Below are 16,226 nucleotides of genomic sequence, written 5' to 3' on the forward strand. Positions count from 1 at the left end.
AATGGCAGTAATTGAATTAAAAGACGTAAAGAAAGTTTATGGTAAAGGCGACGCGCAAGTTGTTGCTTTAAAAGATATTAACTTTAAGGCAGATAAAGGCGAAGTTGTTTTAATTATGGGACCTTCCGGTGCCGGTAAGAGTACTTTTTTGACGATTGCAGGTTCATTGCAAAAGCCAACTTCAGGCGAAGTCTTGATTAACGATGAAGATATCAGCGATTTTTCTGCCAAAAAGCGTAATGAATTGCGTTTGAACAAAATCGGTTTTGTTTTGCAAGCTTACAACCTAGTACCATTTTTGACAGTGAATGAGCAATTTACTTTAGTTGATAAGGTAAAAAAACAGAATAATATCTCACGAGAAGAATTGCAAGATCTACTTAAACAATTAGGTATTACAGATTTGGTCAAGAAATACCCAAGTGAATTATCAGGTGGTCAGCAGCAACGTGCAGCTATTGCGCGTGCGCTTTACGCTAATCCAGAAATCCTGCTAGCAGATGAACCTACTGCTTCGCTTGATACGAAGAATGTCGAAGAGGTAGGACAATTGTTCAAGGATCTCGCAAAAAAGCGTGACAAGGCCGTTATGCTCGTTACACACGATCCTCGACTTGAGAAGTATGCCGATCACATCTATGAAATGATGGATGGGCAAATGACCCAGAAAAAATAGCAAAAATAAAAAGCCACATTTGTGGCTTTTTTAGTTTGGATTATAAGTTTGGATCCATCTTGAATCTAAGAGGTGAATCACCGGTTTGTTGCGTGATCAATTTGGCAATGAGCTTCTTGTAAATATCAAGTGCAGCCTTAGCCATCTTGTCGTTAGCTTCATTAACCAAGTCAGTTTGCTTAGCTGAGTCAGTTTCATTAGCTAGTTTCGCATCATATTCATGACGCAAGCGCGTTGTCTTTTCGCGGGCTTCAGTTTGAGCTGAGCTTAATTCGCTGCTGTATTTGCCCCAATTGCGGTCGACCAAGACGCTAGCCAGTTTGAATACCCAGTAAGCCGAGTTGGAAGAATAAGTTTCCTTGCCGTATTTATACATGGTAGGAACCTTGGTGCCTTGTGGGTAAAATGGCACATAAACACTTTGCGCACCGACACCCATTGCTAACCAATGAAACATCTTTTCACCGTTCAATTCAAGCAAGTGCGATTCTTGCGTGGTAGCAACGGAAATAGGACGGAAGGTAGCGTTGTCCTTATTCTTAGGGTTGGTTAAATCGTAAGGCGTATTTTGGTAGTGATTGCACAATACGTCTTGGGCGTCGCGGATTGAGATTGGCTTGTCTGCTTTTTGAACAAATGGCAAGTCAAAACTTTCAGGCTCTTGCTTAACTGATGGAGTTAATAATTTTTGCCCAATCCAAACACGTGGTGTGTTGTAGTGGAGGTCGCTATCGTCGTGCGTACCAAAGATTTCTCTAAAGTTAAAACTTTGATTTGCTGGCCATAACTTGTTTTCTTTAACGAATTCTTGAATTTCTTTTGAGAACATGAAGTTTTTCGCATCGTTAAAGTCGATTTCTTGGATGGCTAATTGGTTAGCGACAACGGCGTATGAGTCGTCAGGGATGCGCATAGCTACCCAGTGGTGACCAGAACCGATTTCCATGTACCAAGCTTCGTCGCGATCGCCGAATAAAATACCATCGGCTTCAGCAGCACCATGTTTTTCCACAATTTTGCCTAAACGTTCAACACCTTTACGGGCAGTTTTTACGTAAGGCAAAACTACAGTAACCATAGCTTCTTCCAAAATACCTTTTTCAGTCTCAAAAGGATCAGCAGCCAATACTCTTTCATTAGCATAAGCACTTTCGGTGGCACTCATTGCCACGTGATATTCGTTGATGCCGTCTTCTTCAAAGACACCGTACTTGTCAGTCCACTCTGGAGTTGAAGAGTAAGAAAAACGTTCTTTCGGCAAATCCATCTCAAATTTGTTATCCTTAGATTTGAAATGGTTATTTTGAATTATTTTATGTGCGTTAAAAGCAAGGTGTTTTGGCCAAGCAGTTTTGGCATCTTCGTTACGTCCAATAACAACGCTACCGGTCAAAGAAGCCTTTTTACCAATTAAAATTGAAGTACAAGATGAACGACCGATTTTAGTATTCATTTTTTACACTCTTTCTAAATTAATTTGTAATATAATTATAATGTAAAAAATGAAGTTTTATATTATATTATTTTTTGGGAAAATGAGGTTTTGATATGAACGATAAACCAGAGGATAAATCGATCGAATTAACGACAGATTACGACGCTCATACGATCAATATGAAGTTCTCAGATAATCTGAAGGACGATCGTGAGCGTGGTTACATTTTATCTGCTGCTTTCTTTTCCTTCTGCGCAGCACAAGGCTTAGATAAGCAAGCAGTTATTGAAATGGTGTCTTCACATTATGACCAATTTACCGGAGACAATGATTCATCAGGCGACTATAAAAAATAATAAATAAAACTTGCATTTGTTATTTTGAGGATATATGATGATCATAAAAATAACAGGTGTATTGAAAAGCGCGTTGGGATAAAAATGATTGAGGTGCATTAAAATGGCAAGAAAAAAAGAAATCAGTAAAGGCAAAATTTTAGACACAGCTTATAAGATGGCAATTAAGGATGGTATTGAAGGCTTGACTGCTCGTAGCATTGCTAAGGCAGGTCACTTCTCAACCCAACCTTTGTATCTTGAATTTGACAACATGGAAGATCTTCGTAGTCAGGTACTGAAGAGAATTTCCGATGATTTAAGAGCTCACACTTTGCAACAAAAATACACTGGTGAACCTTTGATTGACCTTGACTTGTCATATATTGATTTTGCCAAGAAACATGTAAACTTGTTCCGTGCAATGTTTGTTGATGGTAAATTCGGTAGCAAAATCATTGCTGACACTTTAATGGACTTAGGCGTTGAAAAATTCAACGAACAATATCCTGATACTGATTATGATCAAGACAAGATTCACGACATTGTTGTAGCCAACTGGATCTCAACTACTGGTATGGCTGCACTTGTAGTTAACGAATTTGCAAGCTTCAACCAAAACCAAATTATCAACGTGTTAAATGCACAGATTCACGATGCTATGCTTAATGATCGTCTTAGTGAAACTCAAGAGAATACTATGTTCGCCGCAGATGACGAAGCTTCTCTTAAGGACAACTTGGCATAACAATTCGCCAATCATTAGCGCTTTTCACCCGCAAGAAGACATTTTCAATTTGAAAATGTCTTTTTCTTTTGTTAAAAAACCTATTTTTGCTTTCTTTTGAATGCATTAAGTTATAATTATTATGAAGTTATTTTCGAAAGGTGGTTTTTATGAAGGTACTAGCTTTATCTGGCTCTAATGCCGATAACTCATTTAACGAAAAATTACTTAGAGTTATCATGAAGAACCTAGATTATAAATATGATTTTGACTTTGCAACAGTTAAAGGCTTGCCAATGTTTAAAGAAGGCGTTGAAGCACCTCAAAACGTACTCGACTTGGGTAAGAAAATTGAAGATGCTGATATGATTTTGATTGGTTCCCCAGAACAACAACACTCAGTGACTAGCGCATTAAAGAGTGCTCTTGAATGGCTTTCAAGTTCTGTCCACCCTTTCCACAATAAGCCAGTAGTAATTGTTTCAACCTCACCAATGCCACAAGGTGGTGCTCGTTCACAAACTCGTTTGAAGAGCATCTTGGCTGCTCCTGGTTTTAGCGCACACGTATTCAACGGCGATGAATTTATGATGGGCAATGCACCAAAGCAATTTGATGAAGAAGGCCATTTGACAGAAGAAGGTACGCTTAAGTTTTTGAAACACTTCTTTGACGAAGTTGATGACTGGTACGCACAACTTGTTAAGTAGGGGGCTTAGATAAATGAAATTATTAGCAATCGTTGGTACAAATGCTCCATTTTCATATAATCGTTTTTTAGCAAAATTTATTGCTAAACGTTATGCTGAAAAAGCCGATATCGAAGTAAGAGAAATTGATGACATCAAACCATTCTGTAGAACTGAAGAACCAGACGAAGCTACTAAGAAGTGGATTGAAGATATTAAAAACGCTGACGGTATCATTTTGACTACGCCAGAATACGACCACTCAATTCCTGCTGTTTTGAAGAGTGCACTTGAATGGTTAGGTTCACACGCTGGTCCTAACGTAATGAAGATGAAGCCAGCAGCAGTAGTTGGTACTTCATATGGTGTTCAAGGTTCAAGCCGTGCTCAAGAAGACGCACGTGAAATCTTGCTTTCACCAGACATGAGTGCAAATGTTTTGCCAGGTAACGAAATCTTAATCGGTGGTGCTGCTAGAAACTTTGATAAGGAAAGCGGCGACTTAACTGATGAAGCTTCTATCAAACAATTAGATGCAATGATGGACAACTTCGTAAATTTTGTTGCACAAGCAAATAAATAATTTTGTCAGTTTGCTAACTCAATAGTAAAATTACCGAATAGGAATACTATTCGGTTTTTTTCATTAAAAAAATAAATTGTAAAGAGGTGAGAATTAATGGTAAATCCTGTTGTTTTACCGTTAGAAAAGGTACGCAATCCGCGTGATTTAGGCGGTTATGTTGGCTATCAGGGACGCAAAGTAAAAATGCATCGTTTAATTAGATCAGGAAAGATTAGCAATATCACCTCAAAAGATAAAAAGTTTTTGCTTGATTATGGTCTAACTAAGATTATCGATCTGCGTTCACCACATGAATGTGGCAAGATGCCAGACAGTGAGATTCCTGGTGTAGAGCATCTCGATATCTCTATTGCTAAAGATGACAACACCAACGGCGGCAAGAAGGACTTAGATAAAGTTTTTGCAACTTACCGTAAGGACCAATATGCTGGCTTTAGAATGATGTGTGACCGTTATCGTTCACACGTTGTTAAAGAGCACGCACAAAATAGTTTGCATCAAATCCTTGAAGTGCTTGCCAATACTGAAGACGGTGCCGTTTTATACCATTGTTCCGAAGGAAAAGATAGAACGGGTATTGTAACGGTGATGATCTTGTATATTTTAGGCGTCGACATGGAGACGATTAGACAAGATTATCTGTACTCGAATTACATGCTCAACGATTATCGTGCTAATCGAGACCGTGCTATCAAAGAAAAGGGCGGTAACCTCTGCCTTCGCGCCAACATGCGTATTTTGGGCTCAGTGAGCGATGCATTTTTGGATACATCATTAATTGCAATTGAAAAAGAATTTGGTGGGATCGATAATTATCTACGAGAGAAGATTGGTTTAACGCCACAATTGCAAGATGCATTGCGTGAATTATATTTGGAAGACTAGAGAAAATGATTAAAAATTTAGCATTAGAACAAGTAGTCGGACATCATCATGCATTAGGTACTTCAATTACATTGCAGATTTTTGGTACGCAAAAACGAGACCTATTGCAAAAATCATTTGAATTGATTGATCATTATGAGGATTTATTAACGGTTAATAGGGATGAATCTGAAGTAATGGACATCAATCATGCGGCTGGTGAACACCCAGTTCAAGTTTCAAGTCCGGTTTACGGCTTGGTCAAATTAGCGGTTGAAAAAAGCCGCGAGAACTTTGGCTTTAATGCTTTGATTGGACCTGTTGTTAAGTTATGGCACATCGGCTTCAAGGGAGCACATGTACCAAAAGACAGCGAAATCAAAGAGAGAATGCTGTTAACCGACCCATTTAAAGTTGTTTTAGATGATCAAAATCAAACCGTTTTTCTTAAGATGAAAGGTATGGAGCTTGATTTGGGCGGTATTGCCAAAGGTTGGATTGCTGATAGAATTCGTGATCTTTGGCTGGCCTATGGCGTAGAATCCGGTATCATCAACTTAGGCGGCAATATCTTGCTTGTAGGTGATTCACCTAAGAGAGTTAATGGTCAATGGGTAATTGGGATTCAAGACCCTAAGGAGCCACGTGGCGACAATATTACCTCGGTAATGGTAGCGCAATGTTCTGCCGTTACAAGCGGTACATATGAGCGTTATTTGGTGGTTGACGGTCATAAGTACCACCACTTGATCGATCCTAGAACGGGTTATCCTGTTGAAACAGATTTGGCCGGGGTAACCACTTTTACCAAGACATCGGTTGAAGCCGAAATCGAATGTAAACGACTATTTTTCGCAGGTCATCCAATGAAAAATTGGCGCGATGATTCAGATCGAATCGGTGCGATCTTTGTTTATAACGACGAACACGTTGAATACGATAATTTTGATAAATAAAGCAAAAAAAGAGAACTAAGCTAAACTTAGTTCTCTTTTTTGGTTATTATCCAACTGTCTTACTAATATTAAAGATATTGTTGAAGACACCGTTGGAAAGACCTGGTGTGTTGTAAATGATAAACCGCAAGAACGATGAATCAATCGTTTGCTGCGTGAACCATGGGTTTTGCAAAGCGTTGAACATTGATAAGACAACGTAAACGATGAAGTAGCTGGCAACTAACGAAGCCAAAGCACCTAAAACATTGTCTAAAATGCTGCCCACGTTTGTAGCGTGCGGATTCTTTGCTGGAATCCAGTTTTTGAAGATCTTCATGATCATTTTTCCAACAAAGAAGACAAGGAAGAATGCGACGAAACGCGCGATCATTAATTCAACGTTATTCGTTGCGTTGCTTCTAATCATTTCCCCGGTAAATTGTGTGTAAAGCCAATTGCCGAGTGGATTCTGTGCGAAAATCGCTACCATGAAGACAATTGCGGAACAAATTAATCCGATAATGTATCTCGTAAAGCCGGTTTTATAACCTGTATAAGTTTTATAAGCTAAGTAAGCTAAAACTATCAAAGTAACAATCATTTTTTTAATCTCCTTGCGCCTAATTATACCCTATTTTTCAGGCTGCAAAACTTTGACGATTGCAATAAAATACTTCATAATTATAAAGACGATCTGTCTTTACTTATGAACGCATTTGGCGTTAAATTTAGAATGTGAAACAAGGCTCCACGGGTGAAAAATGAATCCTGAAAAATTTGTCTTAGAACTATCAAAACATAATTTTGAATTAACTAATAAACAAAAGCAGCAATTTAAACTTTATTTTAAAATGTTGATCGAAGTTAACGAACACGTTAACTTGACTAGAATCACTGAAGAAGACGAAGTATATCTTAAGCACTTTTATGATAGTATTACGCCTCTTTTTACTTTTGGCGAAGTTTTTAAAGATGGCGCAACGCTCTGTGATGTTGGTGCTGGTGCCGGCTTTCCTTCAATTCCGCTCAAGATTTTAAAACCAGGTCTTAAAGTGACGATTGTTGACTCTCTTCAAAAGAGACTGAATTTCTTAAAAGATTTAATTAGCGAATTAGGTTTAACCGATGTAGAGCTAGTTCATGGTCGTGCCGAAGATGTCGGCCAAAACAAGCTTTATCGTGAAAGGTTCGATATCGTAACTGCTCGTGCCGTAGCCAGAATGTCAGTTTTGAGCGAATACTGCCTGCCTTTGGTTAAGAAGGGCGGTTATTTCGTTGCCTTAAAAGGCCCTAAAGCTGAGGATGAATTAGACGATGGCAAAAAGGCGCTTGAAGTCTTAGGCGGCAAGCTCATCAAGGACGAAGAGCTTACTTTGCCAGAAAGTGAAGAAGAGAGAACTTTGGTCTTAGTTCAAAAAGTAAAGTCCACGCCGAAAAAGTATCCACGTCAAGCTGGTACGCCGCGGCGTAAACCAATACATTAATTTAGGAGGGAATATTATGTCATTATTTTCTTTTATGCGTCATGATGAAGAAATTCCTAAAAACAAACAAATTCAAGATATTGAATTAGATAAGATTGTTCCTAACCGTTATCAACCGCGTCGTGAATTTTCAGACGATTCAATCAAGGAATTGGCTGAAACGCTTGATAAGGACGGTTTGCTTCAACCAATCGTTGTTCGTGAAGACGGCGAGGATCAATATGAAATTATTGCTGGTGAACGTCGTTATCGTGCAGCTAAAAGCTTAAACTGGGAAACTATTCCAGCAATCGTCAATAACATGAATGATGATCAAGCTGCTTCACTTGCTTTAATCGAAAACTTGCAACGTGAAGACTTGAACCCAATCGATGAAGCTAAGGCCTACACTAATTTGATGAAGTTGAACGACTTGACTCAAACTGCTTTAGCTAAGGACATGGGTAAGTCACAATCATACGTTGCTAACAAGTTGCGTTTGTTAAAGCTTGACGATGATGTGCAAAAGGCTTTGGTTGAAGGCAAAATTACCGCTCGTCATGGCCGTGCTTTGCTTAACTTAAGTGACGATGATCAAGAACGTGTTTTAAAGGAAATCGAAGAAAAGGGCTTAAACGTAAAGCAAACTGAAGAAATTGCTAAAGACGTGAATGCCTACTTTAACCCTAAGCCTAAGGAAAAGGAAACTAAGCGTGAACGTGTTGTAAAACGTATCCCTAAGGATCTTAAGGTGCAAATCAACACCATCAAGAAGGCTGTTAAATTGGCTAAGGATTCAGGCATTAAGGTCAAGGTCAAGGAAAACAACGATCCTGATGATTACAAGATCACTATTGAATTGAAGAGAAAGTAGGAAGGATGGAAAATATGGTAAATGTAATTTCGGTTGCTAACCAAAAAGGCGGCGTAGGTAAGACTACTACTACCATTAATTTAGCAGCCTCAATTGCCGACCGTGGTTATCGCGTGTTAATTGTGGACATTGATCCACAAGGCAACGCTACCTCTGGTTTAGGAATTGAAAAATCAGAGATTGACCAGGACATTTACAATGTTTTAATTGATGAAGTTCCTATTCAAGATACAATTCATCATACTTCAACTCCTAAGTTGGACATGGTTCCAGCAACCATCAACTTATCAGGTGCTGAAACTGAACTTATCAGCATGATGGCACGTGAAACTCGCCTTAAGTCAGCACTTGATGCAGTTAGCGATAAGTATGATTTTGTCTTTATTGACTGTCCACCATCACTAGGTCAGCTTTCAATCAACGCTTTTACTGCATCAGACTCAATTTTGATTCCAGTACAAAGTGAATACTACGCTATGGAAGGTTTGAGCCAACTTTTGAATACCATTCGTTTGGTTCAAAAGCACTTCAATAAAGACCTTGGCGTTGAAGGCGTGCTTTTAACTATGCTGGATGCCAGAACTAACTTGGGTGCCGAAGTTGTTAAGGAAGTTCAATCATACTTTAGCAATAAGGTTTACAAGACAATTATTCCTAGAATTACCAAGTTGGCAGAAGCTCCAAGTTATGGCCAACCAATTACGGAATATGCTCCAAAGTCACGTGGTGCGAAGGTATATGATGATTTAGCAAAAGAGGTGTTGAAAGCTCATGGCAAGAGACTCAAGAAGTAAGGAGCCAAGAAAAAAGGGCGGCTTAGGTCGCGGGATTGAGGCTCTTTTTGAAGATGAACCTCAAATTGAGGAAGTTGAAGAAGTCAAAGAACTCGATTTAAGCGATATTCGTCCTAATCCATATCAGCCAAGAAAGCGATTTGACGATAAGAGCTTAAGAGAATTATCCGATTCCATTAAAGAAAACGGCGTTTTTCAACCAATTATCGTGCGTAAGTCTGTTAACGGCTATGAAATTATCGCTGGTGAACGCCGCTATCGTGCTTCAAAGTTAGCTAAGAAAAAGACGATTCCAGCAATTGTCCGTAAATTCGATGAAAGTCAAATGATGGAAGTTGCAGTCTTGGAAAACTTGCAACGTGAAGACTTAACTCCACTTGAAGAAGCACAAGCTTACGAGATGCTCCAAAAGAACCTCGGCTTGACGCAAGAAGAAGTTTCTAAGCGAATGGGCAAATCTCGTCCATATATCGCCAACTACTTGCGTTTGCTTACTTTACCAAGCAAGACTAAGCGCTTGCTCCAACACGGCGATTTATCAATGGGTCAAGCTAGAACCCTTTTAGGCTTGAAGGATAAAGACAAGATTGATGCCTTGGCTAAGCGAGTAGCTAAGGAAGGGATGCCGGTTCGCAAGGTTGAAGCTTTAGTTAGCGAAATGAACGCGAAGAAGCCACAAAAGAAGACGGTTAAAAAATCCGCATTTATTCGCGCAAGCGAAAATCAACTTTCAAACAAATTTGGCTCAAGCGTTAATATTTCTGAAACGAAAAAGGGTAAGGGACATCTTTCAATCGACTTTGCTTCTGCCGATGAATTGAATAGAATTCTTGATATGTTAGGTGTTGATTTAGATGACTAAAGATATCGCTTATAATTTAGCTGATACAGTTCAAATGAAAAAGCCCCATGCATGCCAAGTAAATGACTGGGAAATTTTGCGTATGGGTGCTGATATTAAGCTGAAGTGTATGGGATGCGGTCACATGGTTATGATGCCACGTAGCGAATTTAACCGGAAGCTGAAAAAGGTTCTAACTAAGGCTAATGATCCGGTTAATGCAAAAAAAGAGCAATATGTGCCAAAAGATCGTATCGCTCGCCCAAATTTTAGATAAAATAGACAAGTAAGAAAAATATAAAATAATAGATTTTTTAGAAAAAGAGGACAACAAATGTCATTAACTGCTGGTATCGTTGGTTTACCAAACGTTGGTAAGTCAACTTTGTTTAATGCGATTACTAAGGCTGGTGCAGAAATGGCTAACTACCCATTTGCCACCATTGAACCAAATGTCGGAATGGTTGAAGTTCCTGATGAACGTTTAGCTAGAATCCAAGAATTGATTCCTGCTAAGAAGATTGTTCACACTACTTTTGAATTTACTGATATTGCCGGTTTGGTAAAGGGTGCTTCAAAGGGTGAAGGTCTTGGTAACAAGTTCCTTGAAAACATTCGTCAAACTGATGCGATTGTTCACGTAGTACGTGCTTTCGATGACGACAACATTACTTCAGTTACTGGTAAAGTTGATCCAGAAGAAGATATCAACACTATCAACTTGGAACTTGCCATCGCTGACCTTGATGCTGTTAATAAGCGTATCGGCAAGGTAAAGAAGGTTGCTCAACAAGGCGATAAGGAAGCTAAGGCTGAAATGGCTGTACTTGAAAAGCTTAAGCCAGTTCTTGAAGAAGGTAACGCTGCTCGTTCAATCGATTTTAACAAGGATGAACAAAAGATTGTTAAGGGCTTGTTCCTTTTGACTGCTAAGCCAGTTATTTACGTTGCTAACATTGCTGAAAGCTCAATGGCTGATCCAGAAAGCGACAAGTACTTCCAAATCGTTAAGAAGCACGCTGAAAAGGAACATGCTGAAGCTTTGGGTATTTCTGCATCTGCCGAAGAACAAATTGCTGGTCTTGACGGCGATGAAAAGAAGGAAATGCTTGAAATGGAAGGCGTTAAGGAACCAGGTTTGGACCGTTTGATTCGTGCCGCTTACCACATTTTAGGCCTTAGAACTTTCTTCACTGCTGGTGGTCCTGAAACTCGTGCTTGGACTTTCCACGAAGGTATGAAGGCTCCTCAAGTTGCTGGTATTATTCACTCAGACTTTGAACGTGGTTTCATTCGTGCCGAAGTTGTTTCATTCGATGACTTAGACAAGCTTGAAACTATGCAAAAGGTTAAGGAAGCAGGTAAGCTTCGTCTTGAAGGTAAGGACTACGTGGTTCAAGACGGTGACATTATCGAATTCAGATTTAACGTCTAGGAGTAAGAATGGCTGAAAAAGAGCAAGAAAAGAATAATTCAAATATTAACGCTGAAAAACAAGAAAAATTAAAGAAGCAGTCTGAAGTTGATGCTAAAGACGAAGAGTTGAAAAATGAAGACCCTAAGACTTTGCGTCAAAAGTTAAGTAACAAGAACCAAGACTACGTTTTCCGTTTGGAAAAGGAACTACAACGTCAAGGTTCACTTTCACATGAAGAAGCAGTCGCCATGACTGATGGTTTGCTTAGTGAAATCGTGATTGCACAACGTCATGGTCAACCTGCTAATGGTCTTTACTTAGCTTCACCAAAGATCAAGGCTGAAGAAATGCTTCACCCAGAACAAAAAACAGTAGAAACTCCATTCTGGCAACGTGCCGTTGATGGTGCACTTCTCTACTTAGCAATCTTCGTTGGTTTATTTGGTGTCATTGCCTTGTTTGAAACAAAGCAACATCAAAACTCACAAATGGGTATTTTGACTTTAGCCAGTGTAGGTATCTTGATGGGTGTCTTCATGGTTAAGTACAACGATTGGGTAATGCCAAAGAACGGCCAACGAATCGGTTTGCCAAAATTGCTGTTAAGTGGTTTAGGAATTGCTGTCGCATTGTTCGTTTGGATTTGGATCTTATCATTGCCAGCAATTCGTGTAATCAACCCAGTATTGCCAGGTGCTGTCGACATCGTAATCGCCGCAATTGCCTACGGTGCCCGTTACTTATTTAGACAACACTACCACATCACTGGTTCTTCATTTGCGTCTCGTCCACAACGCAAATAACTTGCTTCTTTAAAAAAAGAAGTACATACTAATTAGATAGTTGTAAAAAAGATAAATGGGCATTCCCCATTTATCTTTTTATTTACAAGGATGCATAGAAATAGAAGGGTGGTTTTATATGGTCAAAACATTGAGCCAATCGATTCGACAATACAAAAAATTGTCATTGCTCTCGCCAGTCTTTGTTATTGGTGAAGTTATTATCGAAATGCTGATTCCATATTTAGTTGGTATTTTGATCGATAACGGAATTATGAAGGGCAACATGGCCTACATTAGTAAGCTAGGCTTGATTTTGTTTGTATTGACAATTATTTCATTAGCATTAGGTGCAAGTGCCAGTTATGTTTCTGCCCATGCAGCTGCTGGTTTCGCGGCTAACTTGCGTAAGGACATGTTCTATCACATGCAGGATTATTCATTCGAAAACATCGATCACTTTTCAAGTGCCAGTTTGGTTACGCGTTTGACAACTGACGTTAACAACGTGCAATTGGCTTACCAAATGTTGATCAGAATCGCTGTTAGAGCGCCAATGATGTTCATCGTTTCAATTATCATGTCTGTGATTATCAGTCCACGCTTGTCACTTATTTTCTTAGTATTAGGACCAATTTTTGCAATTGCCTTAGGCTTAATTATTAGATCGGCTTACCCATATTTCCCTAAGATTTTTAGAGGATATGATCGCATGAACCAAGTGGTTCGTGAAAATGTACGTGGTATTCGTGAAGTTAAGACTTACGTTCAAGAAAAGCCCCAAATCGAAGAATTTGAGAAGTCATCAGGCCTTATTTACAAATTATTCGCAACTGCTCAAAAGATTATGTCTTTAAACGCTTTAGTAGTTGCAGCCGTTTTGAATATTTCAACTTTGGCAATTTGCTGGTTTGGTGCTAGAGAAATTGTTGGCGGTAGCTTACAAACTGGTCAACTTATTTCAATGTTTACGTACTCAAACTCAGTTTTATTCAGTTTGAACATTTTGGCTATGATTACCACCCAGTTGGTTATTTCAGGTGCTAGTGGTCGTCGTATCGCTTCTGTAATCACTGAAGAACCAACTATTGAAAATCCTAAGAAGCCACTTAAGCGTTTGACTAACGGTGAAGTTATTTTCGACCACGTTAGCTTTAAGTATGAACCAGCTGATAAAACTGATGCTCTTGATGATATCAACTTGCGGATCCATCCAGGTGAAACGATTGGGATCATCGGTGAAACGGGTTCATCTAAATCAACCTTGGTTTCAATGATTCCACGTCTTTATGATGTAACGTCTGGTGCCGTCCGCGTTGCGGGGCATAACGTTAAGTCATACGACTTAAAGACCTTGCGTGACAACGTTGCGATGGTCTTACAAAAGAACGTTTTGTTCACCGGTACGGTTAAGGACAACTTGAAGTGGGGTAACGAAAACGCCACTGACGAACAAGTTGTTGCGGCAGCTAAGATTGCGCATGCCGATGACTTTATTCGTGAAATGCCAGATGGCTACGATACAATGATCGAACAAGGTGGTAACAACGTTTCAGGTGGGCAAAAGCAAAGAATTACTATTGCCAGAGCCTTGTTGAAGAACCCTAAGATCTTGATCTTGGATGACTCTACTTCAGCCGTTGATACTAGCACGGAACGTGAAATTAGAACGTCACTTGCTAAAGATATGCCAGATACGACCAAGATCATCATTTCTCAGAGAATTGTCTCAATTAAAGACGCCGATCGGATCATCGTTATGAACCACGGTAAGATTCAAGATATTGGAACGCATGAAGAATTGATGAAGACTAACGAGCTTTACAGTTCAATCGCTAAGTTCCAAGAAGAACAAGGAAAGTAGGTGAGCAATTTGGATAAAGCTTTAGAAAATAAAGATCAAGCTAATGGTCACAGAATGAAAACTTTGGGCCGCTTGCTTAAGCTGATTGCGAAGACTAGTCCGTGGATGCTCATCATTTCCATGATTACGATTGTCTTGGCAGCAGCCAGCAACGTTATCGGTTCACTCTTTATTGAGCGTTTGATTAACAACTACATTGTTCCATTAACTAGAGAAAAGGTGCCAAACTATGGTCCATTGGAAACGGCCATTGCGGTAATGTTTGGTATTTATGCTATTGGTTTTCTTTCCAACTACCTCTTTAACATGTTAATGGGTGTCTTAGCTCAAAAAGTACAATATCGTGTTCGTAACGAAATGTTTACGCACATGGAGAGTTTGCCAATTTCATACTTTGACCAAAATGAATTTGGTGATATCATGTCGCGTTACACCAACGATATTGATACTTTGACGCAGATGATTTCACAATCAATCCCACAATTTACTAACTCAGCCTTGAGTTTGCTATTCGTTGTATGTGCGATGTTTAGTTTGAGTTGGCAATTAACACTCTTCTCATTCATCATCTTTGCGTTGTCAATTGGGATTGTTCGTTACCTTACTGTTAGATCAGGTCACTACTTCCAAATTCAACAAAAGAAGCTTGGTCAAATTAACGGTTATAACGAAGAAATGCTTAATGGTTTGAAGGTTATCAAGGTCTTCAGCCACGAACCAGAATCAAAAGCTGGTTTTGACAAGTACAACGAAGAATTACGTCAAGCTTCAAGTAGAGCTAACACTTACGCAACTGTTCTTTTCCCAATCATGGGTAACATTGGTAACTTGCTTTACGTATTGATTGCCTTTATTGGTGGTGCTGTTGCGATTAACCGTTGGGCTCCACTTTCACTTGGTGCTATTGGTTCATTCTTGCAATTATCAAGACAGTTCAGTATGCCTATTGCCCAGATTTCACAACAATTGAACTCAATCGTAATGGCCTTAGCTGGTGCCGAAAGAATCTTCAATTTGGAAGATCAAGCTTCAGAACCAGATGATGGTACAGTTACGATTTCTAAAGGTGACGAAGTCGGCAGTAACTGGAATTGGAATGTCCCACAAAAAGATGGCTCAATTAAGAAGGTTCCAGTTCGCGGTCATATTGTCTTTGATCACGTTAATTTCAGTTATGTGCCAGAACACCAAATTTTGCACGACATTTCAATTGATGCTAAGCCAGGCATGAAGGTAGCCTTGGTTGGTGAAACTGGTGCCGGCAAGACCACCATTTCTAACATGCTTAACCGCTTCTACGAAATTGATTCAGGCACGATTACTTATGATGGTATTCCAATCAAGAATATTAAGAAGGACGACTTGCGTCAGTCATTATCAATCGTCTTGCAGGAAACACACTTGTTTACTGGTACGATTATGGATAATATCCGCTTCGGTAATCCAGATGCTAGTGACGATGACGTCTACCAAGCAGCTAAGTTGTCTCATGCCGATGAATTTATCCATGACCTTGATCACGGCTACCAAACTGTGATTGATGGTGATGGCGGTGATTTGTCACAAGGACAAATGCAGCTGCTCAGTATTGCCCGGGCAATGATTGCCGATGAGCCGGTAATGATCTTGGATGAAGCTACATCAAGCATCGATACTAGAACTGAAAAGATGGTTCAAGCTGGTATGGATAACTTGCTTGCTGGACGTACAAGTTTCGTTATTGCCCACCGTTTATCAACTATTGTTAACTCAGATTTAATCTTGGTTCTTGATCATGGTCATATCATTGAACGTGGTAATCACGAGGAACTTTTGAAGCAGAAGGGCTACTACTACGAGCTCTACACTGGTAAGAAAGAGATCAAATAATAAGCTAAATAAATTAGAACTTGGAATTTCCAGGCTCTTTTTTTATGAAAAAATAAAGAAAGCCTTGTTCTT

Annotated in this window: 18 protein-coding genes; 16 read left to right on the forward strand and 2 right to left on the reverse strand. The window is 39.4% G+C overall.

Annotated features, from left to right (window positions below; translation table 11 throughout):
• Window position 1 precedes the first annotated feature (1 nt).
• Window positions 2–676, forward strand: a complete 675-nt coding sequence (locus tag LA20531_RS06715) for an ABC transporter ATP-binding protein (RefSeq protein WP_013438693.1) — start codon at window positions 2–4, stop codon at window positions 674–676.
• Window positions 677–716: 40 nt separating this feature from the next.
• Here LA20531_RS06715 and LA20531_RS06720 read toward each other — a convergent pair whose 3' ends face one another.
• The gene (locus LA20531_RS06720; protein ID WP_056940177.1) at window positions 717–2,129 is read right to left on the reverse strand and encodes a C69 family dipeptidase; all 1,413 of its coding nucleotides are present in this window, start codon (window positions 2,127–2,129) and stop codon (window positions 717–719) included.
• A gap of 95 nt (window positions 2,130–2,224) precedes the next feature.
• On the opposite strand from LA20531_RS06720, the gene LA20531_RS06725 reads away from it, so the two are divergent.
• The 6 genes from LA20531_RS06725 (at window position 2,225) to LA20531_RS06750 (ending at window position 6,268) form a co-directional block, all read left to right on the forward strand.
• Complete coding sequence (locus tag LA20531_RS06725) at window positions 2,225–2,467, forward strand: hypothetical protein (protein WP_056940178.1); 243 nt, start codon at window positions 2,225–2,227, stop codon at window positions 2,465–2,467.
• Between the two features lie 103 nt (window positions 2,468–2,570).
• The gene (locus tag LA20531_RS06730) at window positions 2,571–3,194 is read left to right on the forward strand and encodes a TetR/AcrR family transcriptional regulator (RefSeq protein WP_056940179.1); all 624 of its coding nucleotides are present in this window, start codon (window positions 2,571–2,573) and stop codon (window positions 3,192–3,194) included.
• 149 nt (window positions 3,195–3,343) lie between these two features.
• Window positions 3,344–3,883, forward strand: a complete 540-nt coding sequence (locus LA20531_RS06735) for an NADPH-dependent FMN reductase (RefSeq protein ID WP_056940180.1) — start codon at window positions 3,344–3,346, stop codon at window positions 3,881–3,883.
• 13 nt (window positions 3,884–3,896) lie between these two features.
• Window positions 3,897–4,445: an NADPH-dependent FMN reductase gene (locus tag LA20531_RS06740; protein ID WP_056940181.1), complete on the forward strand. Its 549-nt coding sequence runs from the start codon at window positions 3,897–3,899 to the stop codon at window positions 4,443–4,445.
• 96 nt (window positions 4,446–4,541) lie between these two features.
• The gene (locus LA20531_RS06745) at window positions 4,542–5,333 is read left to right on the forward strand and encodes a tyrosine-protein phosphatase (protein ID WP_056940182.1); all 792 of its coding nucleotides are present in this window, start codon (window positions 4,542–4,544) and stop codon (window positions 5,331–5,333) included.
• A 5-nt stretch (window positions 5,334–5,338) separates the two neighbouring features.
• Window positions 5,339–6,268 carry an FAD:protein FMN transferase gene (locus tag LA20531_RS06750; protein ID WP_056940183.1) on the forward strand — a complete coding sequence of 310 codons (930 nt, stop codon included), beginning with the start codon at window positions 5,339–5,341 and terminating at the stop codon, window positions 6,266–6,268.
• 46 nt (window positions 6,269–6,314) lie between these two features.
• On the opposite strand, the gene LA20531_RS06755 is transcribed toward LA20531_RS06750, so the two are convergent.
• A complete protein-coding gene (locus tag LA20531_RS06755) occupies window positions 6,315–6,851 on the reverse strand; it encodes a CvpA family protein (protein WP_056940184.1) in 537 nt (178 codons plus the stop codon).
• Between the two features lie 160 nt (window positions 6,852–7,011).
• Here LA20531_RS06755 and rsmG point away from each other — a divergent pair, with 160 nt between their 5' ends.
• From rsmG to LA20531_RS06800, 9 genes are all read left to right on the forward strand, one after another.
• Window positions 7,012–7,734, forward strand: coding sequence for a 16S rRNA (guanine(527)-N(7))-methyltransferase RsmG (gene rsmG, locus LA20531_RS06760; RefSeq protein WP_056940185.1), 723 nt, complete (start codon window positions 7,012–7,014; stop codon window positions 7,732–7,734).
• A gap of 16 nt (window positions 7,735–7,750) precedes the next feature.
• Window positions 7,751–8,587: a nucleoid occlusion protein gene (noc, locus tag LA20531_RS06765; RefSeq protein WP_056940186.1), complete on the forward strand. Its 837-nt coding sequence runs from the start codon at window positions 7,751–7,753 to the stop codon at window positions 8,585–8,587.
• Window positions 8,588–8,601: 14 nt separating this feature from the next.
• On the forward strand, window positions 8,602–9,381 hold the full coding sequence (locus tag LA20531_RS06770) for a ParA family protein (protein WP_056940201.1): 780 nt from the start codon (window positions 8,602–8,604) through the stop codon (window positions 9,379–9,381).
• On the forward strand, window positions 9,359–10,243 hold the full coding sequence (locus LA20531_RS06775) for a ParB/RepB/Spo0J family partition protein (RefSeq protein ID WP_056940187.1): 885 nt from the start codon (window positions 9,359–9,361) through the stop codon (window positions 10,241–10,243). The genes LA20531_RS06770 and LA20531_RS06775 overlap by 23 nt, the downstream gene beginning before the upstream one ends.
• A complete protein-coding gene (locus LA20531_RS06780) occupies window positions 10,236–10,499 on the forward strand; it encodes a DUF951 domain-containing protein (protein WP_056940188.1) in 264 nt (87 codons plus the stop codon). The genes LA20531_RS06775 and LA20531_RS06780 overlap by 8 nt, the downstream gene beginning before the upstream one ends.
• A gap of 57 nt (window positions 10,500–10,556) precedes the next feature.
• Window positions 10,557–11,657, forward strand: coding sequence for a redox-regulated ATPase YchF (gene ychF, locus LA20531_RS06785; RefSeq protein ID WP_013438679.1), 1,101 nt, complete (start codon window positions 10,557–10,559; stop codon window positions 11,655–11,657).
• Between the two features lie 8 nt (window positions 11,658–11,665).
• Entirely contained in the window at window positions 11,666–12,442 is a 777-nt protein-coding gene (locus tag LA20531_RS06790; protein ID WP_056940189.1) for a DUF1129 domain-containing protein, read from the forward strand.
• Between the two features lie 118 nt (window positions 12,443–12,560).
• Complete coding sequence (locus LA20531_RS06795) at window positions 12,561–14,285, forward strand: ABC transporter ATP-binding protein (protein ID WP_056940190.1); 1,725 nt, start codon at window positions 12,561–12,563, stop codon at window positions 14,283–14,285.
• 54 nt (window positions 14,286–14,339) lie between these two features.
• Complete coding sequence (locus LA20531_RS06800) at window positions 14,340–16,154, forward strand: ABC transporter ATP-binding protein (protein ID WP_099202374.1); 1,815 nt, start codon at window positions 14,340–14,342, stop codon at window positions 16,152–16,154.
• Window positions 16,155–16,226: the final 72 nt, after the last annotated feature.

This window comes from Lactobacillus amylovorus DSM 20531, from assembly GCF_002706375.1.
Taxonomy (GTDB): Bacteria; Bacillota; Bacilli; order Lactobacillales; family Lactobacillaceae; genus Lactobacillus; species Lactobacillus amylovorus.